21 protein-coding genes are annotated in these 19,799 nt (G+C 73.0%); 7 read left to right on the top strand and 14 right to left on the bottom strand.

All coding sequences use genetic code 11. The annotated features are described in order from the left end of the window. Positions 1-78: 78 nt before the first annotated feature. The gene (locus tag ABZS69_RS52030; RefSeq protein ID WP_355387989.1) at positions 79-726 is read right to left on the bottom strand and encodes a TetR/AcrR family transcriptional regulator; all 648 of its coding nucleotides are present in this window, start codon (positions 724-726) and stop codon (positions 79-81) included. An 80-nt stretch (positions 727-806) separates the two neighbouring features. Between ABZS69_RS52030 and ABZS69_RS52025 the strand changes: the two genes are divergently transcribed. Continuing rightward, complete coding sequence (locus ABZS69_RS52025) at positions 807-1,934, top strand: acyltransferase (RefSeq protein ID WP_355387986.1); 1,128 nt, start codon at positions 807-809, stop codon at positions 1,932-1,934. 35 nt (positions 1,935-1,969) lie between these two features. Beyond that, positions 1,970-2,749: a helix-turn-helix domain-containing protein gene (locus ABZS69_RS52020; RefSeq protein ID WP_355387983.1), complete on the top strand. Its 780-nt coding sequence runs from the start codon at positions 1,970-1,972 to the stop codon at positions 2,747-2,749. Positions 2,750-2,758: 9 nt separating this feature from the next. Here the strand turns inward: ABZS69_RS52020 and ABZS69_RS52015 are convergent, their stop codons facing one another. From ABZS69_RS52015 to ABZS69_RS52005, 3 genes are all read right to left on the bottom strand, one after another. Further along, a complete protein-coding gene (locus tag ABZS69_RS52015; RefSeq protein ID WP_355387980.1) occupies positions 2,759-3,130 on the bottom strand; it encodes a DUF4345 family protein in 372 nt (123 codons plus the stop codon). 105 nt (positions 3,131-3,235) lie between these two features. Further along, positions 3,236-3,964, bottom strand: a complete 729-nt coding sequence (locus ABZS69_RS52010; RefSeq protein ID WP_355387977.1) for an ABC transporter permease — start codon at positions 3,962-3,964, stop codon at positions 3,236-3,238. Next, positions 3,961-4,674 carry an ATP-binding cassette domain-containing protein gene (locus tag ABZS69_RS52005; protein WP_355387974.1) on the bottom strand — a complete coding sequence of 238 codons (714 nt, stop codon included), beginning with the start codon at positions 4,672-4,674 and terminating at the stop codon, positions 3,961-3,963. The genes ABZS69_RS52010 and ABZS69_RS52005 overlap by 4 nt, the downstream gene beginning before the upstream one ends. 129 nt (positions 4,675-4,803) lie before the next feature. On the opposite strand from ABZS69_RS52005, the gene ABZS69_RS52000 reads away from it, so the two are divergent. The 3 genes from ABZS69_RS52000 to ABZS69_RS51990 all read left to right on the top strand — a co-directional run bounded on the left by ABZS69_RS52000 (position 4,804) and on the right by ABZS69_RS51990 (position 7,236). Further along, positions 4,804-5,931, top strand: a complete 1,128-nt coding sequence (locus tag ABZS69_RS52000) for a histidine kinase (RefSeq protein WP_355387971.1) — start codon at positions 4,804-4,806, stop codon at positions 5,929-5,931. A 4-nt stretch (positions 5,932-5,935) separates the two neighbouring features. Continuing rightward, complete coding sequence (locus ABZS69_RS51995; protein ID WP_355387968.1) at positions 5,936-6,583, top strand: response regulator transcription factor; 648 nt, start codon at positions 5,936-5,938, stop codon at positions 6,581-6,583. A gap of 86 nt (positions 6,584-6,669) precedes the next feature. Then, entirely contained in the window at positions 6,670-7,236 is a 567-nt protein-coding gene (locus tag ABZS69_RS51990) for a GNAT family N-acetyltransferase (RefSeq protein WP_355387965.1), read from the top strand. Between the two features lie 36 nt (positions 7,237-7,272). On the opposite strand, the gene ABZS69_RS51985 is transcribed toward ABZS69_RS51990, so the two are convergent. The 3 genes from ABZS69_RS51985 to ABZS69_RS51975 form a co-directional block, all read right to left on the bottom strand. Further along, entirely contained in the window at positions 7,273-8,451 is a 1,179-nt protein-coding gene (locus ABZS69_RS51985; RefSeq protein WP_355387962.1) for an erythromycin esterase family protein, read from the bottom strand. A gap of 85 nt (positions 8,452-8,536) precedes the next feature. Beyond that, the gene (locus ABZS69_RS51980) at positions 8,537-9,358 is read right to left on the bottom strand and encodes a TIGR02452 family protein (protein ID WP_355387959.1); all 822 of its coding nucleotides are present in this window, start codon (positions 9,356-9,358) and stop codon (positions 8,537-8,539) included. Positions 9,359-9,412: 54 nt separating this feature from the next. Then, positions 9,413-10,009, bottom strand: coding sequence for a hypothetical protein (locus tag ABZS69_RS51975; protein ID WP_355387956.1), 597 nt, complete (start codon positions 10,007-10,009; stop codon positions 9,413-9,415). 10 nt (positions 10,010-10,019) lie between these two features. Between ABZS69_RS51975 and ABZS69_RS51970 the strand changes: the two genes are divergently transcribed. Further along, positions 10,020-10,265 (top strand): hypothetical protein, encoded by a 246-nt coding sequence (locus ABZS69_RS51970; protein WP_355387953.1) that lies wholly within the window; start codon positions 10,020-10,022, stop codon positions 10,263-10,265. A gap of 90 nt (positions 10,266-10,355) precedes the next feature. Here the strand turns inward: ABZS69_RS51970 and ABZS69_RS51965 are convergent, their stop codons facing one another. From ABZS69_RS51965 to ABZS69_RS51940, 6 genes are read right to left on the bottom strand one after another with little or no spacing between them, the layout of a single operon-like run. Beyond that, positions 10,356-11,426, bottom strand: a complete 1,071-nt coding sequence (locus ABZS69_RS51965) for an NADH:flavin oxidoreductase/NADH oxidase (protein WP_355387950.1) — start codon at positions 11,424-11,426, stop codon at positions 10,356-10,358. Then, on the bottom strand, positions 11,423-12,394 hold the full coding sequence (locus ABZS69_RS51960; protein ID WP_355387947.1) for an amidohydrolase family protein: 972 nt from the start codon (positions 12,392-12,394) through the stop codon (positions 11,423-11,425). Before ABZS69_RS51960 ends, ABZS69_RS51965 begins: the two co-directional genes overlap by 4 nt. Next, the gene (locus ABZS69_RS51955) at positions 12,391-12,837 is read right to left on the bottom strand and encodes a hypothetical protein (RefSeq protein ID WP_355387944.1); all 447 of its coding nucleotides are present in this window, start codon (positions 12,835-12,837) and stop codon (positions 12,391-12,393) included. Before ABZS69_RS51955 ends, ABZS69_RS51960 begins: the two co-directional genes overlap by 4 nt. Before the next feature lie 24 nt (positions 12,838-12,861). Next, positions 12,862-14,055 carry an FAD-dependent monooxygenase gene (locus ABZS69_RS51950; protein WP_355387941.1) on the bottom strand — a complete coding sequence of 398 codons (1,194 nt, stop codon included), beginning with the start codon at positions 14,053-14,055 and terminating at the stop codon, positions 12,862-12,864. Next, on the bottom strand, positions 14,052-15,443 hold the full coding sequence (locus ABZS69_RS51945; RefSeq protein ID WP_355387939.1) for an MFS transporter: 1,392 nt from the start codon (positions 15,441-15,443) through the stop codon (positions 14,052-14,054). Before ABZS69_RS51945 ends, ABZS69_RS51950 begins: the two co-directional genes overlap by 4 nt. Positions 15,444-15,467: 24 nt before the next feature. Next, positions 15,468-16,931, bottom strand: a complete 1,464-nt coding sequence (locus tag ABZS69_RS51940) for an aldehyde dehydrogenase (RefSeq protein WP_355387936.1) — start codon at positions 16,929-16,931, stop codon at positions 15,468-15,470. A gap of 117 nt (positions 16,932-17,048) precedes the next feature. Between ABZS69_RS51940 and ABZS69_RS51935 the strand changes: the two genes are divergently transcribed. Beyond that, positions 17,049-18,893: a GAF domain-containing protein gene (locus ABZS69_RS51935; protein ID WP_355387933.1), complete on the top strand. Its 1,845-nt coding sequence runs from the start codon at positions 17,049-17,051 to the stop codon at positions 18,891-18,893. 280 nt (positions 18,894-19,173) lie between these two features. On the opposite strand, the gene ABZS69_RS51930 is transcribed toward ABZS69_RS51935, so the two are convergent. Beyond that, a complete protein-coding gene (locus tag ABZS69_RS51930; protein WP_355387930.1) occupies positions 19,174-19,755 on the bottom strand; it encodes a helix-turn-helix domain-containing protein in 582 nt (193 codons plus the stop codon). Positions 19,756-19,799: the final 44 nt, after the last annotated feature.

The raw sequence follows: 19,799 nt of genomic DNA, 5'->3' as shown, positions 1-19,799 counted from the left end.
GGTGCCGCCCCCGCGCCGGAAACCGGATCGCCTGGCGCCGGTGGTGCCGCCCCCCCGCGCAGGAAACCGGATCGCCTGTCACTCCGTCGCCCGGCCCTCGTCCGGCGGGAGTGGCAGGAGGCGGGTCAGCACGGTGGTCAGCGCTCGCGCGACGGCTGCGGCGTCGACCGCCTCGGGATCGGCGATGTGCTCGTTGACCAGGCCGTTGGTCAGGCAGTGGAGGATGAGCGCGGTCTGGTCGAGGTCGGCGGCGGGCCGGACGCCGGTGCGTCCGGCGACCTCCGCGATCGACTGGGCCACCCCTTCGCGCTGGGCGCGCCGCATCGGGGTGAGGACCGCCCTGATGTGCTCGTCGCGGGCCGCGCGGGCGGCGAACTCCAGACCGAGATGACCGCGACCGGTGTTCTCCACGATGCGCCGGGCGACCATCGCCGCCACCCGGCCGATCGCGGTGCGCAGGTCGTCCGTGTCCTTTAGCTCGGTCATCACGGCGGCCAACTCCGCCTCGGCGCCGTCGCTGAGGATGGCGCCGAACAGCTCCTGCTTGCCGCCGAAGTTCGAGTAGACCGCTCCCTTGGTGAAGCCGGCGGCGGCGGCGATGTCCTCGATCCGGGCGTCGACGTAGCCGCGTTCGGCGAACACCCGCGCCGCCTCGGCCAGCAGGCGGCGGCGCACCTCCTCTCGTGGCACGCGCCGGTTCGGACTCGTCCGCTGATCCTCGTTCACAGCCATAGCATACTGAAAGTATTCAATACTTTGGGTATCGTACGGCGTGACTTGATCACCTTCCGGCATCGGAGGCACTTTTGACGACGACGACGGCCACGCCCCGGCAGGGCGGCGGGCGCAGGAAGCACATCGACTGGCTGCGGAATCTGGGCATCCTGTTCCTGTTCCCGTACCACACGGCCCGGGTGTTCGACGACGGCGCGCCCTTCTACGTCAAGGGCGAGGTGAACACGTTCTCCTCGGTGCTGGTGCAGCTCTCCTACTGGTTCATGCCGCTGCTGTTCCTGCTCGCGGGCTCGGCCGGCTTCCACGCGCTCAAGCGCAGGTCGGCGAGACGGTACGTGGGGGAGCGGGCGTCCAGGCTGCTGGTGCCCCTGCTGTTCGGCGTGCTGGTCGTCGTCCCGCCGCAGGCGTACTACGCCATGCGGTTCCGCGGGTACGAAGGCTCCTACGCCGGCTTCCTGTGGAGATACTTCACCGACTTCTCCGGCTGGTCGGAGTACGGGGGCGGGATCTCGCCGGCGCACCTGTGGTTCATCCTGTTCCTCTTCCTCATCGCGGTAGCCCTCGTTCAGCCGATGCGGGCTTTGATCAGGCGCGGCTACACCCCTCGTCGGCTGCGGCGGCCGCTGCCCACGCTGATGCCGTTCGTGCTGCTGACCGCGCTGTCGTACCTGCCCGAGGTGGGCGGAAAGAACATCTTCGTCTTCGCCGCCTACTTCATGCTGGGCTTCCTCATCGCCACCGACGACGCCGTCATGGACGGGATCGAGCGGTCGCGCCCGCTCTACCTGGCGCTGGCGGTGTCCGGGGGCGCGGGCGTGCTAGCGCTCGGCGGCCAGGAGGGCCTGGTGGCGACGGGGGTACGTGACTTCGCCTGCTGGACGGCGCTGCTGGCGATACTCGGGTACGGCAAGCGCCACCTCGATCGTGGCTCGAAGGCGCTGGCGTACTGCAACGAGGCGGCCTTCCCCGTGTACGTCCTGCACCAGACGTTCCTGGTCGCCGTGGGCTTCCACGTGCTGGGACACGCCGATTCCGGGCCCGTGCCCTACCTGCTCATCATGGTCATGTCATTCGTGCTGAGCCTGGCGGCCTACGAGATCGTGCGACGCTGGAACCCCGCCAGGATCGCCTTCGGCCTCGGCCGGCGGAAGTCGTCCGCCGATCCCGCGGGTGAACGAGGGCGCCGTATCCTCCAGTGAACGTTCAGGATCCGGTGAGCCCGCGGGAGGCGTCGATGGCAGCGCGGGAAGCTACGGGCGGGGAGGCGGCGGTGTGGTTGTGGCCGGGCCGGGCCCTGTACGCCGGGCCGTCCTTGCGGCTGGGCCCGCATTCCGGCGCGGTGGCGTGCGTGGCCGTCGGCGTGGACGCGCCTTTCGCGGTGCGGCGCGCACCCGGTGGCGAACTCCGGGCGCGGACCGCCCTCATCCCGCCACGGGTCCGGCACCAGCTCACGGCGGGTGGCGAGCGCATGGTGTTCCTCTACCTCGACCCGGGCTCGGCCGAGGACCGGGCGTGCCGGGCCAGGTTCACCGCCGGCGACCACGGCGTCATGACCGGGCACGAGGCCGAGGCCGGCCTGCTGGTCCGGGCGGCGGCCATCTCCCCGCACAGCCCGGACCGGCAGATCGCCGCCTGGACGGACGAGGCCACCGGCCATGCGGCGACCCCGTCCACCGACCCCCGGATCGCCGCCGCCACGCGCCGCCTGCTCGGCGCCGGCGAACCGTTGCCCGCCGCGCTGCTCGCCGCCGAGCTCGGGCTGTCGGAGTCGCGCTTCCTGCGGGTGTTCAGGGACGGTACGGGCACCTCGTACCGGAGGTTTCGGCTGTGGGCGCAGATGCACCGGGCCGCACGCGCGCTGGCCGCGGGGGAGAACCTCACCCGGGCCGCGGCCGACGGCTACTTCGCCAGCCCGTCCCACTTCAGCACCGCGTTCCACGCGATGTTCGGTCTGCCCCCGAGTGCCCTGATCTCGCGGCGCCTGACGATCCGGTGCCTGGACCCCGTGGTGTGACGGGACGGTTCACCAGGTGAGGGCGGCCAGCAGCGCGCCGCCGCCGACGGCTTCCACCCAGAAGTACAGCCACAAGGGATAGAACGCCGACGGCCGTTCGACCGCCCGCGCCACCAGCCGTCCGAAGGCCATGCCCAGCAGGGACCCGGCGACGGCCACGGCGATACCCGCCCGCGTCCCCCCGGCGTCGGCCGCCGCCGCCAGCAGCAGGCCCGCGACGGCCACGCCGAAGCCGCCGTACACGGCGCGGATCTCGGTCCGCGCCTCGACCGAGTCGGCCACGATCCGGAACGGCCTGATCAGCGCGGCAGGCGCGACCAGGCCGTAGACGCCCATCCCGAGGAAGAAGACCGCCACCACAACGATCACGACCACCGACATGAAGGTGCTCCCCTTTGTGTCACAACAGCTTGCCTGGGCAAGCCAGCCTGCCGCCCGCGCGCCGTCCCCGGCTTCCACGGACCCGCCGCGGTGGCCCGGGTGTCGCTATTTGACCTCTTTGCGGGACACGCGGGCGGTGCCGAGCAGCAGCGGGATCACGATCCACAGGGCGACCGAGGCGGCCAGGCGGGCGGGGGCGACGTCCGCCCAGTCGCCGGTGGCGAGCGGTGCGGTGGTCCTGTTGAGGTCGAGCCACTCCGCCAGCGTCTGGCCGGTGCTGCCGAGCATGGCGACGGCGTTCCACACCCCTGTGCTCGCCAGATAGACGACGATCGCCGCCGGGGCGTTGAGCAGGAGCGTGCCCAGGGCCACGCCCATCATGACGAACAGCGCGTTGGTGGCCGTCCAGCCGGTCATCGTGGCGAGGGTGGCGTTCCAGTGGGCGGGGACGTCCTGTACGGCGCTGACCAGCGCGGTCGCCGGGAGCGCGACGAGCAGCGCGAACAGGCTGGCCACCACCGCCGCGAGCACCGGCGGGACCGCCTTGGCGGCCATCACCCGCCACCGGCGGGGTTCGAGCGCGAAGGTCGTCAGCGCGGTGCGGTGGCTCCACTCGTTCGTCACCGTGAGGATCCCGAGCACCGGCAGGAGGAGGGCGTAGCCGAGGCCGGCCGTCCAGACCAGCCGTTGCAGGTCGGGGCCCGCGTACAGGCCGCGCCCGGCGATGGCCGCCACGGTCAGGCAGAGCAGGACCGCGGTCAGGATCACGGAGCTGCGGGTGTCGAAGAGCTTTCGGGTCTCGACGGTCAGCAGGCGGTGGAAGGGGATGGTCATGCCAGGCTCCGATCGGCGTCCGCGGTCAGTTCGAGGAAGGTCTGCTCCAGCCCGCGGCCGCGGTTGAGCTCGGCGGTGGCGCCCTGGACGAGCACCCGGCCGCGGCCGATCACGACGATGCGGTCGGCCACCTGCTCCACCTCGTGCAGGAGGTGGGAGCTGAGCAGGACGGCGCAGCCCGCGTCGGCCAGGTCGCGCAGCAGCGCGCGCATCCAGTGGATGCCCTGCGGGTCGAGGCCGTTGACCGGCTCGTCGAGGACGAGCGCGCGTGGCCGGCCGAGCAGCGCGTACGCGATGCCGAGCCGCTGCCGCATGCCGAGGGAGTAGGAGCCGACGGCGCGCCGGGCCTCCGCGCGGGTCAGGCCGACGAGGCCGAGCACCTCCTCGACGCGCGGCCTGGGCAGCCCCAGCGCGATCGCGCCGAGGGTCAGCGTCTCGCGCCCGCTGCGGCCCGGGTGGAGAGCCCCGGCGTCGAGCAGGGTGCCGACCTGGTAGGCGGGACGCTCCAGCTCGCGGTACGGCAGCCCGGACACGGTGGCCGACCCGGAGGTGGCCCGGCCGAGCCCCACCAGGATGCGCAGCGCGGTGGACTTGCCCGCGCCGTTGGGGCCGACGAATCCCGTGACGCTGCCCTGCTCGACGGTGAAGGACACGTCGTCGAGCGCCTTCACGTCTTTGTAGGTCTTGCTCACATGGCTGAACTCGATCATGGCCCTAGTCCATCGCGAGCCGGCCCGCCCGCTCATCGGATCCAGGTCGATCATCGGATGGCCTCAGGGTGGTACGGCGATAGACCCAGGTCGCTAGAGCACGGCCACAGAATTCCTATGCTTGGGCGCGTGCCCGACACCCCCGACCATCAGCGTCCCCTCGACCGGTGGGGCAACGCGCTGCGCTACGCCGCGGCGCTGGCCCCGATGCTCTTCTACGGCGTGATCTGGGTCTGGCTCGTCCCGCAGGAGCCGGACCGGCTGCCGCGCGCCCTGCTCGACGTGGGTCTGAGCGTGCTGGCGCTGGTCCTGATGAGGTGGCGGCACCGGTGGCCGTGGCAGATCGCCGCGGTGACCGCGCTGCTGACCATCCTGTCCAGCATGGCGACCGGTCCCGCTCAGGTGGCGTACGTGTCCCTGTGCAAACACCGCCGCTGGCGGCAGATCATCCCGATCGCGGCCCTGTACTGGGCATGCGCGGCCGTGTACGCCCTCAGGGGCACCACCGCGCAGCAGGCCATGGTCAGCCTCACCACCAGCACCGCGATCCTCGGCGGGCTGACCGTCCTCGGCCTCTACCTCCGCTCCCTGAGCGACGCCGACCTGGCCGCCAAGCGGGCCCAGCTGCTGCGCGTCGAGCAGGCCAAACTGGCCGAACGCGCGCAGATCGCCCAGGAGATGCACGACGCCCTGGCTCATCGCATGTCGCTGCTGGCGATGCTCGCCGGTGGGCTGGCCTACCGGACGGATCTCGGCCCGCAGGAGATGCGGCAGACCGCGCAGGCGATCCAGGAGAGCGCCCACCAGTCGCTCAACGAGCTTCGCACCGTGCTCGGCACCCTCCACTCCGACGGCGCCACCGCGGCCCCGCAGCCGACCCTGGCCGACCTGCGGGAGCTGTTCCGCGAGGTACGGGCCGCCGGGCAGAAGGTCGACGTCACCGACACCATCGAGGAGCGCGACCTGCTGCCCACGCAGAGCGGGCGCAACGCGTACCGGGTCGTTCAGGAGGCGCTCACGAACGCCCGCAAGCACGCGCCGGGCAGCAGCGTGACGGTCGAGTTGACCGGCCGGCCGGGCGACGCGCTGTCCATCCGCGTGACCAACCCGACGCCTTACGGGGCCTCCGCCGGTCCCGGTGCCAGGCTGGGCCTGGTCGGCCTGGGGGAACGGGTCCGGATGGCGGGCGGCACGATCGCGCACACCGACCAGGACCGGCGCTTCGTCCTCGATGTCCGGCTGCCGTGGAAAGCTTGACCCCGTGATCCGAGTGATGATCGTGGACGACGACCCCATGGTGCGCACCGGCCTGCGCCTCATCCTGGGCGGCGAAGCCGACGTGGAGATCGTCGGCGAGGCGGGCGACGGCCGCGAGGCGGTGGGCGTGGTCCGCGAGCTGCGGCCCGACGTCGTGCTGATGGACATCCGCATGCCCGGCCAGGACGGCCTGGTCACGACCGAGACGCTGGTGTCCTGGCCGGAGCCGCCGCGGATCCTCGTGCTGACCGCCTTCGACGCCGACGACATGGTGCTGCGCGCCCTCCGGCTCGGCGCCGCCGGGTTCCTGCTCAAGGACACCCCGCCGGCCAAGATGATCGACGCGGTGCGCGCCGTGGCCGCCGGTGAGCCGGTGCTGTCACCGAGCGTCGCCCACCAGGTGATCGCCGCCGCCACCGGCGGCCACGAGCCGCGCCGCGAGGAGGCCCAGCGGGAGCTGGCCAAGCTGACCGACCGGGAACGCCAGGTGGCCGTCGAGGTGGCCAGAGGCCTTTCCAACACCGAGATCGCGCAGAGCCTCTACATGAGCGTCGCCACGGTCAAGGCGAACGTCACCCGCATCTTCGCCAAGCTCGGCACCGACAACCGCGTCCAGGTCGCGATGAAGGTCCGCGACGCCGGCTTCCTCTGACCCCGGACCAGGCGTTGTCGGTATCTTCTCGGCAGGCGTCGCTCCGGTCGCCGGGGCTCCGAAGGAGGACGTGCGAAAGGATCCACATGTCGTACACGGTCCGGCCCCTCGACGCCGCCACCTGGACCGCTTTCGCGGAGCTCGTCGAGCGCAACAACGGGATCTTCGGCGGGTGCTGGTGCGTGGGTTTCCATCCGGAGCGGGACCAGAAGGGGGTCAGCCGCCGCGCGGTCAAGGAGGAGCGGGTCCGTACGGGTGGCGCCCATGCCGCGCTCGTCTTCGACGAGCAGGGCGCCGCGCAGGGATGGTGCCAGTACGGCAGCCCCGATGAGGTGCCCGCCATCAAGCATCGGCGCGCGTACGACAAGGAGGCGCCGCCGCGCCCGGACTGGCGGATCACCTGCTTCTACGTCGACAAGCGGCACCGAGGCCAGGGCGTCGCGCGGGCGGCGCTGGAAGGCGCGCTCGATCAGATCGCCCTGGCCGGGGGCGGCCTCGTGGAGGCCATTTCAGAGGTGACCGCCGGTCGCGAGGCGGCGGGCCGTTTCCTGTTCAGCGCGACCGTCGAGCTCTTCGAACAGAACGGGTTCGCCCGGGTCCGTCAGGTCGGCAAACACGCGTGGATCGTGAGCAGAGCGGTCGATCCTACGTGATGAGGCGCGGTATGGATGGTGTGCGTGTCTGCAGGGTCAGCCTGACTGCCACGCGCTGTCGTCGGGCTTGACGGTCTCCTTGAGGAAGACGATGCCGTCGATCAGGCCGAGGTGGGCCGGGTTCAGCGGGAAATAGGCGTGGTCCCGCGAGGTGCGCAGGCTCGGCTGTGCGACGGCTTCGGCCAGGTGGCGGGTGTCGACGAGGGAGCGGTCCCAGGGGAGTGCGGACAGGAGGCCCTCCAAGGTGTCCGGGGGCGGGACGTCGGCGCCGAACGTGCCGAGGGCCGAGGCCAGGAAGACGTACCGGTCGCCCAGGTGCGCCCTGGTGATCGCCCCAGCGCTCCACCACTCCAGTTGCCGGTCGCCGAAAGGCATGAGGCTCTTGTTCCGCTGCAGGTGGAGGTTGTGGGAGAAGACCAGGGCCGGGCCGTGCTCGGTGACGGCACACAGGTTGGCGGCCATCATCGCGTCCCGCAGGGCCGACAGCCGGGCCCACCGTGCCGGGGACGTGTCGGCCATCCAGTAGTGGTAGCGGAGCAGGCCGGTGGCGGTGCGCCCGTACAGTGCCGCCAGCTCCCTGTCACGCGCGCTCAACCGTGGCACCTGCGTGTCGAGCAGGGCCACCAGGTCGTCGGCGATCAGGCGCAGCCGCTGGGCGTCGGCGGACTGGCCGATCGACTGGGACGGGTCCATGGCCGAGGCCTCGTTCGCCCACCGGTCGTCGGGGCCCAGCAGCGTGTCGAGGGTTTCCACGGTGCAGGGGAGCGGGCCGTCGAGGAGGGCGTGGAGGGCGGTGAGCGCCTGGCGCGGGCTCGCCGCCCAATACTCCAGGGGGCCGTCGAACCCGAAGAACCTGAGCTTTTCCTCATGCTCCTCGTTGTACGCCCGCATCCAGCGCACGAGCTCGCGGTTGCCCGGCGCCGCGCCGAAGTTGTGGCTGAAGCCGCGTTCCATGACGTCGTCGAGCGTGCCCGCGCCCGTCGTGACGTAGTCGTCGACCACGAGGCCCATGAGGCAGTCGCTCTCGATCGCGAACGACCGGTAGCCCTCGTGCTCGACCAGATGCCGGAAGAGCTCGTTGCGCAACTCGCCCATCTCCCCCACGAAGTGCCTGGCCTCGCCCAGGCCGAGCAGCAGGGGCCGGGCGGGAAGCGACCGGAGGAACGCCGAGACCCCCGCGCCGTCGAGCGGACGTGCTGTGTCCTTGATGTCCATGACTTCAACGGTATCGTTGAACTTTCGATGTAAACTTTTCCGTGGAAATGCTGGCTTTAGCGAGGTAAACCTTCAATCGGCGAGGTCATCGGCCCGATTCGCCGAAGCGGTCGGCGAACGCGGCCCGGTTGGCCGACTCCGGCGACCGGTCCCACACTGCGAACACCACCCGTTCGAACACCCCGCCCCCGGCCAGGTGGGCGTGGAAGGCCGCGGCGACGTCACGCGGGTCGTTGCGGAACACCCCGCACCCCCACGCCCCGAGCACGAGTTGCCGGGCGCCGTGGTGCGCGGCGACCGCCAGCACGCGCCCGGCGCGCTCGTGCAGCGCCTGCCGGATCCGCGGCCCCGCGCCGGGGTCGTGCCGCAGCGCCTGCCCGGCGTTGGGCGCGGGCGAGGTCAGGAACGAGACCGGGTACGGCTCGCTCAGCAGCCGGCCGCGGTCGTCGCGGTGCACCGGCACGTCGGGAGACCAGATGACCCGGTGGCTGTAGAGCAGGTCGGAGGAGGCGCGGTGCGCGGCGTAGAAGTCGGGGGCGTTCAGCAGACAGGGGTGCAGCAGGCTCGCGCGGCACAGGTCCTCCTCCTGCGCCTTGGCCCCGCCGAGGTAGCCGCCTCCGGGGTTGCGGGCCGAGGCGAAGTTCAGCACGGTGATGCGTTCGGCGCCCGCCAGGTGCAGCCGCCGTGCGGCCTGCAGGCTGCCTTCCGCGGTGACCTCGAAAGACGTCCGGTGGCCCGCGGCGGCCGGGACGGCGATCGGCTCGTCCGGCGGATGGCTCACCGTACCGGCGATCGCCGCCTCCAATGCGGCACCCACGGTGACGAGAGTGCCGTCCGCTGCCGTGTATCGGCCGTCGGCGGCGATCCGTCCGTTCACCGCCGCGATGCCGCTCAATCTGTTGCCCACGCATCCGCATGGTAGAACGAGATCACCGTCGCGATCGAACGATTTGCCGGAGCGTCAGCCCGACACCAACCGCAGGACCGCGGCCTTGTCGCTGTCCCAGCCGACCAGCTGCATCCGGAGCGCCCCCTTCACGCGGGCGGGCTTCTTCGGGGTGCTGTCTTCGGAGGCGCAGCCCTCCATGGCGCCTCCACCGGCATAGCGAAAGAAGGTGGCGATGACGCCGCAGGTGCCCTTCAGCACGCCGGAACCGCCGCCGCCGTAGGTGAAGGTCAGATCGAATTTCAGGCTGCTGTTCGGCTTCACCTTGATCACGGTCAGGCGGCCGCCCTTCACGGTGATGCGCATCGGCCGGGATACGGCCACCTCGCACGTGCCGTCCCTGCAGGCCGAGTAGCGCTTGCCGTCGGACGCGCGCGGCAGGGGCCGCGCCGACGGGGTCGGCGTGCCGGCGGACGGGCTGGGGCTCGGGGAAGCCGCGGCCGCCGTCGGGCTGGGGCTCGCGGAAGCCGTGCTCGCGGGTTTGCCGGAGGACGGCGTGCCGGCGGCGTCGCCTTCGCCGGACGGGGCGGATCCGCATGCGGCCACCAGCAGAAGCACGAGGGCCGCGCCTGTGGCCGGCCGAAGGCGGCGGAAGGACAGCGTGCGGTTCACAGAGACTCCAGTGGGATCGCGTTCCGGAATCCAGAGAACCAGCACGTCTCCGGGACCGGTCCCGGGGCCCACGCCGCGCGCCGCTGCGACTCGCCGCCGGGCGCGCACCGCCGAGCTCGACGCCGAACTGGCCGACCTGTACAGGCACTCCCCGGACACCGAGGTCGAGCTGGACGCGATCGGCCGGGCGTTCAGGAGCCTGCCCGACGAGGACCGGGAGCTGCTGTCCCTGGTCGCCAGAACGCCAAGGGGGTGATCCGGCTGCTCGTGACCGAGCACCGGCTCGACAGGAACCCCGTCTACGGCGGACCCAGGGACGCGGTCATAAAGGAGTGAGCGGACCCCGTCAGACCGCGCGCAGGTACTGCCGTGGGTAGCGATCCCGGAGGGTGGCCGGCGCGAGGCGGGCGGCCGCGCGCAGCGGCCACGACGGATCCCGCAGTGCCTCCCGGCCCAGGAGCACGACGTCGGCGGATCCCTCGCCGAGCACGGTCTCGGCCTGGCCGGGGCCGGTGATCAGGCCGACCGCGCCGACCGGCAGCATCGCCTTGTCGCGCACCTGCCGGGCGAACGGGACCTGGTAGCCGGGGCCGACCGGGATCCGCTGGTCCGGGTCCAGCCCGCCGGTGCTGACGTCGAGCAGGTCCACACCGTGCTCGTGCAGGAGCCGGGCCAGATCGACCGTCTCCTCCGGCGTCCAGCCGCCCTCCACCCAGTCGGTGGCCGAGACCCGGACGAGCAGGGGGCGCTCGGCCGGCCACGCCCCGCGCACGGCGTCGACCACCTCCAGCGGCAGCCGGACCCGGTTGTCGAAGCCGCCGCCGTACCGGTCCGTACGCCGGTTGGCGCGCGGCGAGAGGAACTGGTGCAACAGGTACCCGTGCCCGGCATGGATCTCGACGACGTCGAAGCCGGCCGCGGCCGCGCGCCGGGTCGCGGCGGCGAAGTCCGCCACGATCCGGCGCAGGTCGGCGGTGCTCGCCTGCTCGGGGGTGGCATAGCCGCGGTAGGCGAGCGGCGACGGCCCGAGCGCGGTCCAGCCGCCGTCCGCCGCCGGGATCGAGCCGCTCCCGAACCCGGGCGGGAACGTCGACGCCTTGCGCCCGGCGTGGCCGAGTTGCACGCCGATCGGCGTGCCGTGCGCGTGCGCGAACGCCGTGATCCGCCGCCAGCCCGCGACCTGCTCGTCCGACCACAGGCCGGTGTCGCGCGGGCTGATCCGCCCCTCCGGCGAGACCGCGGTGGACTCGGTGAGCACCAGCCCGAAGCCACCCGTCACCCGGGCGCCGAGGTGGACCAGGTGCCAGTCCGTCGGTACGCCGTCGGGGCCCGCGCTGTACTGGCACATCGGCGACAGCCATGCCCGGTTCGGCAGGGTGAGCCCGCGCAGCGTCAGCGGGCTGAAGAGCGCGCTCACGCCGGCACCCCCAGGAACGCGCGCGCGTTGGCGGTGAGCGTGGCCGCGTCCAGGCCGCCCGCCTCGGCGAAGCCGACGGGGTCACGCTGTGCCATGTCGAAGGGATGGTCGCTGCCGCACACCACGGCCTGCTTTCCCGCCTTCGCTGTGAGCAGGTCGAGCAGCGCGCGGTCGTGGGTGACGGTGTCGAACCACAACGAGCGCACGCTCTCGCCCGGCGGCCTGGCCGCGTCGCGCCGTACGTCCGCGCGGGCCCGCCAGCCGTGGTCCCAGCGGCCGAGCAGGCCGAGCGCGCATCCGCCGCCGTGCACGAAGCAGATCCGCAGGTCCGGCAGCTGCTCGACGACCCCGCCGAGCAGCAGCGCCGCGACCGCGGTGGCGGTCTCGACCGGGTTGCCGACCAGGTTCGCGAGGTAGTGGTCGCGCCACTCCGGGCGGGGGAGCTGCATGGGATGCACCAGCACGGACAGCCCCTCCCCGGCGGCGACGCCGAGGACGTGCCGCAGTACGCCGCGGTCGAGCGAGGCGCCGGCCAGCACGGGCGGGACGGCCACGCCGGCGATCCCGGGCAGCGCGGCGAGCCGTCTGAGCTGCTCCGCCGCCGTGCCGGCGTCGTCGAGGGACACCAGGCCCAGCCCGGCCAGGGCCCCGCCCGAGCCGCTCACGACCCGGGCCAGCGCGGCGTTGAAGGCGTCCACGTACGGCGCGGCGGGGCCGGCGACCGGGAAGGCGAACGGCGGAGCCGAGAGCACCCGGACCGCGATCCCGGCGGCGGCCATGTCGTCCAGGATCGCGGGCACGTCGCTCATCGCCCGCGCCGGGATGGACAGCGGGACGTCGCCGAGGTGGAGCTCGCCGTCGCGGTCGTGCAACGGGCCGTACGGCGCCCCCGGCGGCAGGTCGAACAGCTCGGGCGGCAGCCAGTGCGCATGGACGTCGATCGGGCCGTCCGCGAGGGGACCGATCATCGGGCGGCCCCGGGCAGCGGGAGCGGCGCGTTCGCGCTGTCGAGGTGCTCCACGGTGGTGAAGACGAGGTCGGTGTCGCCGACGTTCTCGATGTCGTGCAGTAGGTACTGCCCCGCCCCGAAGACGAAGTGGCGCGTCTCGCCCGCGGAGTAGGAGACCTCGCGGGTGGTCCCGTCGCTGGTGTGCTGACGGCTGCGGCCGGCGTTCACCGCGGTCCAGAAGTAGTTCAGGACGTGCCGGTGGGCGTGCCAGCGCTCGCCGGGCGCGAGCCTGATCTCCCAGACCCGGACCCGGTCGGTCGCGCTGAGCAGCCTCGAGCCCACCTCGCCGTCGTGGGCGTGCGCGTCGAACTCGGCGCGCAGCTCGTCGGACCAGCCGTCGAAGCCGGTGGCCACCAGGTCGCCGGCCAGCGGCAGGTCGGACAGGAAGTCGGTGTCGGACATCTCATCTCCTCATGTCGTCGTGATTCAGCGGCCGGGGCCGTAGAGCCCGAAGCGCAGGCCGGGGTCCCCGGGCGTCCAGGTGTTGTGCACCTGGGAGCGTTCCCCCATCGCCACCACGCGCTCCAGCAGCCGGGCGCTGAGCTCGAGCTGCCCGGGCTCCCATTTGCGCAGGGCGGCGGGGATGTCGCCGCCGGCGGCGGCGAGCGCGTCGGCCAGGGCCCACGCGTCCGCGGCCGCCTTGGCGGTGCCGGCGGCGGCGTGCGGGCGTGCCGCCGCCGCGGCATCGCCCACCAGGGCCACCCTGCCGTCGGCCATCCGCGTGGAGCGGATGTCGGAGACCACCTGGATGAAGGGGTGTTCGGTGGCCGCGAGGACCTCGGCCGCGGCGGGCGCGAGCGAGCGGGAGGCCGCCGCGCGCATGTCCTCGACGTAGCGGTCCTGGACCTGGCCCGGGTGCAGGGACACGGTGCCGGTGAAGCCGCGCTTGTCGATGAGCATCTCCGCGAGCTCCCCGCCGACCGGCACGTTGCGGTACCAGACGTAGTTCATCAGCCGGTCGCGCGGGCCGGTGCCGCGCTCGCCGGGGATCGGGTAGAGCGTGATGTGCGAGTGCGGCACCACGCTGTAGGAGATGGCGTCGCCGAGCAGGGCGCGGGTCGTCCCGCTCAGCTCGTGCTCCGGTACGGTGCCGCGCCAGCCGACGTAGCCGGAGTATTCGAGCCGGGCGCCGGGGTCGAGCAGGGGCCGGCCGGTCGAGGTGATGCCGTCGGCGAAGACGACCAACTCGGCCTCGGCCCGGCGGCCGCTGACGAACCGGACGGTGGCGTGCTCGGCCTCCTGCGCGACACCGCAGGCGAACTCCCCGAGGTGGTAGCGGTCGGTGCCGAAGTCCGCGAGCAGGCCCCGGTAGAAGGTGCCCCAGGAGGTGTGGGTCCAGCGGCGCCGATCGCGGTGCACGATCCCGTTGTCGCGGTCGAGGTACTGGACGTACTCCGTCGCGGTGCTCAGGGCGTCGAGGCTCTGCGTGCTGCGCTCGGCGAACCAGCGTACGGTGTCGGGCTGCAGGACGATCCCGCCGCCCCGCCCGTCCAGCGGGGTGGGGGTGCGTTCGAACACCTCGACCGAGAACCCGAGGTCGCGCAGCAGCAGGGCGGTGGTCAGCCCGCCGATGGAGCCGCCGATGACGGCGGCGCGGGCACCTTCGTAGCGGGACGTCACCGGTTCTCCTCTGCGGCGGGGACCGCGTCGCGGTCGGGATGGCTCGATGCGGCGGCGGGCACGGGATCGTCCGGGAGCGGGGCGCCGCGGGTCTCCGGCGCGGCGAACAGCGCGAGCGAGCCCAGCATCCCGACGGCGACGACGCAGGTCGTGGCGAGCCCGAGGTTCCCGCCGAACCAGGAGGCGGCGAGGACGCCGGCGACCAGGGGGCCGCTCGCGGTGATGTAGCGTCCGATCCCGTTGTAGAGCGCTATGCCGGTGGCCCGCACGCTCGGCGGGAAGAGCTCGGGTCCGTAGACCAGGATCCCCGACAGGGCTCCGTACAGGCCGAACCCGACGACCGGGAGGACCAGCAGGAACGTGGCGTGGCTGTGGGGGAGGGGGAACAGGAACAGCACGCTCGCGCCGGAGATCGCGAAGCTGGTGGCGAAGGCCCGCCGACGCCCGATCGCGTCGGCGAGGAAGCCCCAGCTGGCGTAGCCGAGGATGCCGCCCGCGTTGAACAGCATCGACGCGACCGCGACGCGCTCGTTGCCGACGGCGGCGGGCAGGTCCGCCGCGGCGGCCGCCTGCCGGATCACCTGCGGGTACCAGGTCGAGACGCTCCAGAAGGCGACCAGGGAGCCGGTGGCCAGCCCCGTCCCGATCATCGTGTGCCTCAGCAGCGGGCGGGTCAGCAGCCGCCGCAGCACGAACCGGTCCTGCGCGGTGCGGTGCCCGCGCGCCTTCCGCTCCCGGCGCGCGGCGATGCTGCCGCTGATCTCCGGCGGCTCGGGGACGTGCCGGCGGATGAAGTACACCAGCAGGGCGGGGATGACGGCGATGCCCATCATCAGCCGCCAGCCGTGCCCGCCGAGGACGGCGTAGGCCAGCGCGGCGATGAAGAAGCCCATGGCGTAACCGGACATCATCACGCCGCACGCCCGGGCCCGGTACCGGTTGCGCCACGCCTCGGCGACCAGCGCGGTGCCGACCGGGGCCTCCACACCGGACCCGAGACCGGCGACGAACCGGAACACGCCGAGCTGCCACCAGGTGTCGGCGAACGCGGCCAGCGCGGTGAACACGGCGTACGTCACGATGCCGGCCGACAGCACTTTGACGCGTCCGAAGTGGTCGGCCAGCATGCCGAACAGGATGCCGCCCGTACCCCATCCGAACAGGTACAGCGCGACGGTGAGGCCGCCGTAGAGGCCGAGGCCCGCGGCGTCCGGGGCGATGCCGCTGTGCGGCAGCAGCTCGGTCATCGCCGGGCCCAGGACCAGCGCGTACAGGCTGCCGGCGAACCCGTCGAGGGCCCAGCCCATCGTGGTGCCCACCAGGACCAGCCACTGCGTACGGGTGATCTCGGCGCGCCAGCCGCTCGACTCAGGGGGGTGGTTCGACATGGACGTTTCTCCCATCGCCGGGGTTCAGTTGAGACGGCCGGGCGCGTCCGCGCCGTACCAGTCGACGTCGTCGGGCGCGGTGCGGGCCACGACGGTCTTGATCCAGGTGAAGTCGTCGAAGGACTCGGCGCCCGCGTCGCGGCCGGTGCCGGACTCCTTGATCCCGCCCCAGGGCAGCGAGGGTTCGAGGCGGTGGTGGTCGTTGACCCAGACCATCCCGGCCGCGATCCGGTCCGCGACGCGGTGTCCCCGGGCGAGGTCGCGGGTCCAGACGCCGGCGCCGAGGCCGTACCGGTTGTCGTTGGCCTTCGCGACGGCGTCGGCCTCGTCCTCGAACGGCACGACGACGGCGACCGGGCCGAAGATCTCCTCCCGGGCGACCCGCAGGTCGTTCGAGGCGCCGGCCAGGACGGTGGGGCGGACGAAGAAGCCGCCGCTCAGCGGCTCGGGCAGGTCGGGGACGCCGCCGCCCGCGACGAGCCGCGCGCCCTCCTCGACGCCCACGGCGATCATCCGCAGGACCTTGTCCCGTTGCGCGGCGCTCACCATCGGGCCGAGCTGCGTGCGAGCGTCGGACGGGTCGCCGATCCGGATCGCCTCGGCGCGCCGGGCCAGCGCCGCGACGAACCGGTCGTAGGCGGTTCGCTGCACGAGGAACCGGGATCCGGCCACGCAGGACTGGCCAGCCGCGACGAACGCCGCGAACGCCGCGCCCTCCGCGGCCACCTCGGGATCGACGTCGTCGAAGACCACGATCGGGGTCTTGCCGCCTAGCTCGGCGGTGACGCGGGCGAACCGCGCCGCGGTCGCCACGGCGGCGGCGCGCCCGGCCTCGGTGCCGCCGGTCAACGTGATCTTGGCGAGGTCCGGGTGCCCGGTGAGCCGCTCGCCGACCTCGCGACCGCCGGTCACGACGGTGACCACGTCCTCCGGCAGGCCCGCCTTGTGCAGGAGTCCGGCCAGTTCGAGCGTGGACAGAGGGGTCAGCTCGGACGGCTTCACCACGACCGTGTTGCCCGTGGCCAGGGCGGCGGAGAGGCTGCGCGCCAGGATGAGCAGCGGGTGGTTGAAGGGCGTGATGACGCCGCAGACGCCCAGCGGCGCCCTGCGCTGGTAGGTGAGATAGGGGCCGTCGGACGGCAGCACCGCGTCGCGCTGCGCGGCGAGCAGGCCGGCGTTGTAGCGGAACCATTCGGGGACCCGGGAGAGCTGGGCGCGCGTCTCGGTGACCGGCCGGCCGTTGTTGAGGGTCTCCAGCCGGTACAGCGACTCCGCGGCCTCCTCGATCACGTCGGCCGCGCGCAGCAGCAGCCGGCCCCGCTGGGTCCGGGTCAGCGCCGGCCACGGCCCGTCCAGGAACGCCGCCCGCGCCCGGCTGACGGCCGCCTCGACCTCGCCGGGGGTGCTGTCCGGCACCGTACGGATCACGGCGCCGGTGGCCGGATCGATGATCGGCCGGTCCCTGGGGTCCGCGCAGGAGTTCGACATGCCATGCCCTTCCGGGGTGCGACTTCGATGAACTCAGTGTTACGGCGACGTGTCGCCGCGACCATGTTCGAGCTGACACTGTTTCCGCAATCAGATGTGGCCCGGTACATTCACGGTATGAACGGCGGAGATGCCACGGAGCTGCGTAGCTGGCTGGCCGCGGTCAGCGCGCTGACGGCGGCGGTCAACGCCGGCAGGGGGCTGCGGGACGTGCTCGACCTCGTCGCCGCGACCGCCCGGGAGCTGCTCGGGCTCGACTTCTGCGGCGTGCTCGTGCCGGACGCCGCGGAGCGGAACCTCGTGATCGCCGGCTGGAGCGGGCTGACCGAGGAGTACGTCGCCCGGGTCAACTCCGACCGGCCGGTCCGCCTCGAGGCCGACGCGTCCGGCGGCGCCCCCTCCAGCCGGGCGTACCGGTCGGGCCGGCCGTGCGCGGTCGCCGACATCTCCCGCGAGCCCGACTTCATCTGGGGCGGCGTCGCCCGCGAGCAGGGCTACCGGTCGATGCTGTCGGTCCCCCTGGTCACCGCCTCCGGCGTGATCGGCACGCTGAACAGCTATCGCTCGGCCGTGCACGAGTTCGGCCCCGAGGAGATCGACCGGCTGCAGCTGCTCGCCGAGCACGCGGCCCTCGCCATCACCTCGGCCCGGGTGCTGGACGATCTGCGCGACCAGCGCGACCTCGTGATGCGCTCGGAGAAGATCCACGAACGCCTGCTGCGCGTGGCCGTCCGCGCGGGCGGGGTCGAGGGCATCGCCGGGGCGCTGCACGATCTTCTCGGCGCTCCCGTGCTGGTCCAGGGCGTACGCGGCGAGGTCCTCGCCGAGGCCGGAGGCCCGCCCGATTTCCCGGGCGATGCCGGTCATGGCCGGCGCGACGAGGGGGCCGGGCTCGTCGGCGAGCGCGGCCCGCATGTCGTCGTCGACGTCGTCCTCGAAGGCGAGGTGGCGGCCCGGGTCTGGGTTCCCGGCCGGGCCGGCGCGCTCGCGCCTCTGGACCGCCGGGCCCTCGAACACGCCTCGATCGTGCTGTCCCTCGAACTGCTCCGCCGGCGCACCGCCCTCGAGGTCGAGCAGAACCTGCGCGGCGACCTCCTCGCCGACCTCCTGGCCGGCGCCGACCCCATGTCACCCTCCGTACGCGACCGCGCCGGGCTGCTCGGCCACGATCTGACCCGAGACCATCTCGCCCTGGTCGCCCAGGTGACCGCGGGCGGGCGCCCTGCTCCGGCGGGCGCGATCCAGCGCGCGCTGGCCGAGGCCGCCGCGCTCGCGGCCGGCGTGCGTCCCCGCCCGCTCGTCGCCGTCCACCGCGACGTCATCGTCGCCCTGTGGCCGGTCGCCGCGACCGGCCCGGCGACCGGCTCTGCGACCGGCCCGGCGACTGGCCCGGCGGTCGGCTCCGCGGTCGGCTCCGCGGTCGGCTTTGCGACCGGCTCTGCGGCGGGCAGGCTCGCCGCCGACGTCCTGCGGCGGGCCGTGGTCTCCGCGCGTGGGGTCGACGACGCCACCGTCGCCGTGTCCGACTCGGCCCAGCGCGACATCGTCGACGCCTACCGCACCGCACGCGGCGCGCTCACCGTCGCCGCCCATGCCGGGCGGGGCGGCGGCACGATCGCCCTCGACGACCTCGGCGTCGCGGGGCTGCTCCTGCAGCTCGGCGATCCCGTGCGGCTGCGCGCGTACGCCGACCGTACGCTCGGCGCCCTGATCGGGTACGACCGCGACCACGGAGCCGCTCTGCTGCGGACCCTCCGCACCTACCTCGACTCCGGCCTCGACCGCCACCTCACGGCCCGCGCCCTCACCCTGCACCCGAACACCGTGAGCCAGCGCCTGCGCCGCATCGAAGCCCTCGCCGGTCTCGACCTCCGCTCCTCCCAGGCGGTGGTCGACGCCCGTGCCGCCCTCATCGTGCTCGACGTGGCAGAAGGAGCCGACGCCGCGCGTGACCGCGCCTGAAACCGGCGGCGTACCCGCCGCCCGGCACACCCGCATGGGACGGCGGCTCCTCGACCCGCACGGAACCGGAACGGAAGGAGCACGGAAGAACGGCCTCGTAACGTCCTCCGACGTCGGCCACGACCAGGCCGGACCTGCGGGAACCGGGTGCCCGCGCTCATGATGGCGCCGCACCCGGTTCACGCGGCATCACCCGCCCACGTGCTACGACCAGCCCCGGCTGATCACCAGCAGCCGCCAGGCCAACCTGATGCCGCACCAGGCGACGACGCGCGGCGGCCTAGCCCGCGGACAGGCCGTCGAACAGCAGGCTGAGCAGCCGGTCGAGGCGCCCGCCCGAGTCGGGTCCCCGTGCCTGCTCGTGTGCCCAGGCGATCCCGAACACCAGCGTGAAGAGCTCGATCGCGGTCAGATCGGCGCGGACCTCCGCACTGCGCTGGGCCCGGATCAGCAGGGCCTCGGCCGCCGTACGCATCGACGCGCACGAAACGTGCAGGGCTGAGGTCTCGTCCTGGAGAGTCGCCGACAGCGCGGCCGTCAGCCCCCTGTAGGTCGTGCCCGCCTCGGCGAACCGTCGCAGCCACGCGACGAGCGCCTCACGTGGAGAGTCATGGCCGAGCAGGGCGTGGGCCTCGGCGCCGAGCAGGTCGAACCGCTCGCGCAGGACCGCCTCCAGCAGCGCGTCACGGGTGGGGAAGTGCCGGTAGAGCGTGCCGATTCCGACCCCCGCGCGGGCGGCGACCTCCTCCAGAGAGGCGGAGACGCCGTCCTGGTCGAAGGCCGCGCGGGCCTCGGTGAGGAGTCGTTCGCGGTTGCGCCGGGCGTCGGCCCGCATCGGCCGCGCGGTCGTGCCGTCGTCCATCCGCGCCTCCCTTCGTCGGTGTCCGTCGGTCTGCGGTTGCCAAT

Origin of the sequence: Nonomuraea sp. NPDC005650 (assembly GCF_040605375.1) — a bacterium.
In the GTDB taxonomy this organism is placed as follows: Bacteria; Actinomycetota; Actinomycetes; order Streptosporangiales; family Streptosporangiaceae; genus Nonomuraea.
This window is presented reverse-complemented; position numbering and strand designations above follow the sequence as displayed.

Bases quoted from the DNA above. Each gene is read 5' to 3' on its own strand.
- ABZS69_RS52020 (WP_355387983.1), top strand. From the start codon at position 1,970: ATGGCAGCGCGGGAAGCTACGGGCGGGGAGGCGGCGGTGTGGTTGTGG.
- ABZS69_RS52015 (WP_355387980.1), bottom strand. From the start codon at position 3,130: ATGTCGGTGGTCGTGATCGTTGTGGTGGCGGTCTTCTTCCTCGGGATG.
- ABZS69_RS52010 (WP_355387977.1), bottom strand. From the start codon at position 3,964: ATGACCATCCCCTTCCACCGCCTGCTGACCGTCGAGACCCGAAAGCTC.
- ABZS69_RS52005 (WP_355387974.1), bottom strand. From the start codon at position 4,674: ATGATCGAGTTCAGCCATGTGAGCAAGACCTACAAAGACGTGAAGGCG.
- ABZS69_RS51990 (WP_355387965.1), top strand. From the start codon at position 6,670: ATGTCGTACACGGTCCGGCCCCTCGACGCCGCCACCTGGACCGCTTTC.
- ABZS69_RS51985 (WP_355387962.1), bottom strand. From the start codon at position 8,451: ATGGACATCAAGGACACAGCACGTCCGCTCGACGGCGCGGGGGTCTCG.
- ABZS69_RS51960 (WP_355387947.1), bottom strand. From the start codon at position 12,394: ATGATCGGTCCCCTCGCGGACGGCCCGATCGACGTCCATGCGCACTGG.
- ABZS69_RS51955 (WP_355387944.1), bottom strand. From the start codon at position 12,837: ATGTCCGACACCGACTTCCTGTCCGACCTGCCGCTGGCCGGCGACCTG.
- ABZS69_RS51945 (WP_355387939.1), bottom strand. From the start codon at position 15,443: ATGTCGAACCACCCCCCTGAGTCGAGCGGCTGGCGCGCCGAGATCACC.
- ABZS69_RS51940 (WP_355387936.1), bottom strand. From the start codon at position 16,931: ATGTCGAACTCCTGCGCGGACCCCAGGGACCGGCCGATCATCGATCCG.
- ABZS69_RS51935 (WP_355387933.1), top strand. From the start codon at position 17,049: ATGAACGGCGGAGATGCCACGGAGCTGCGTAGCTGGCTGGCCGCGGTC.
- ABZS69_RS51930 (WP_355387930.1), bottom strand. From the start codon at position 19,755: ATGGACGACGGCACGACCGCGCGGCCGATGCGGGCCGACGCCCGGCGC.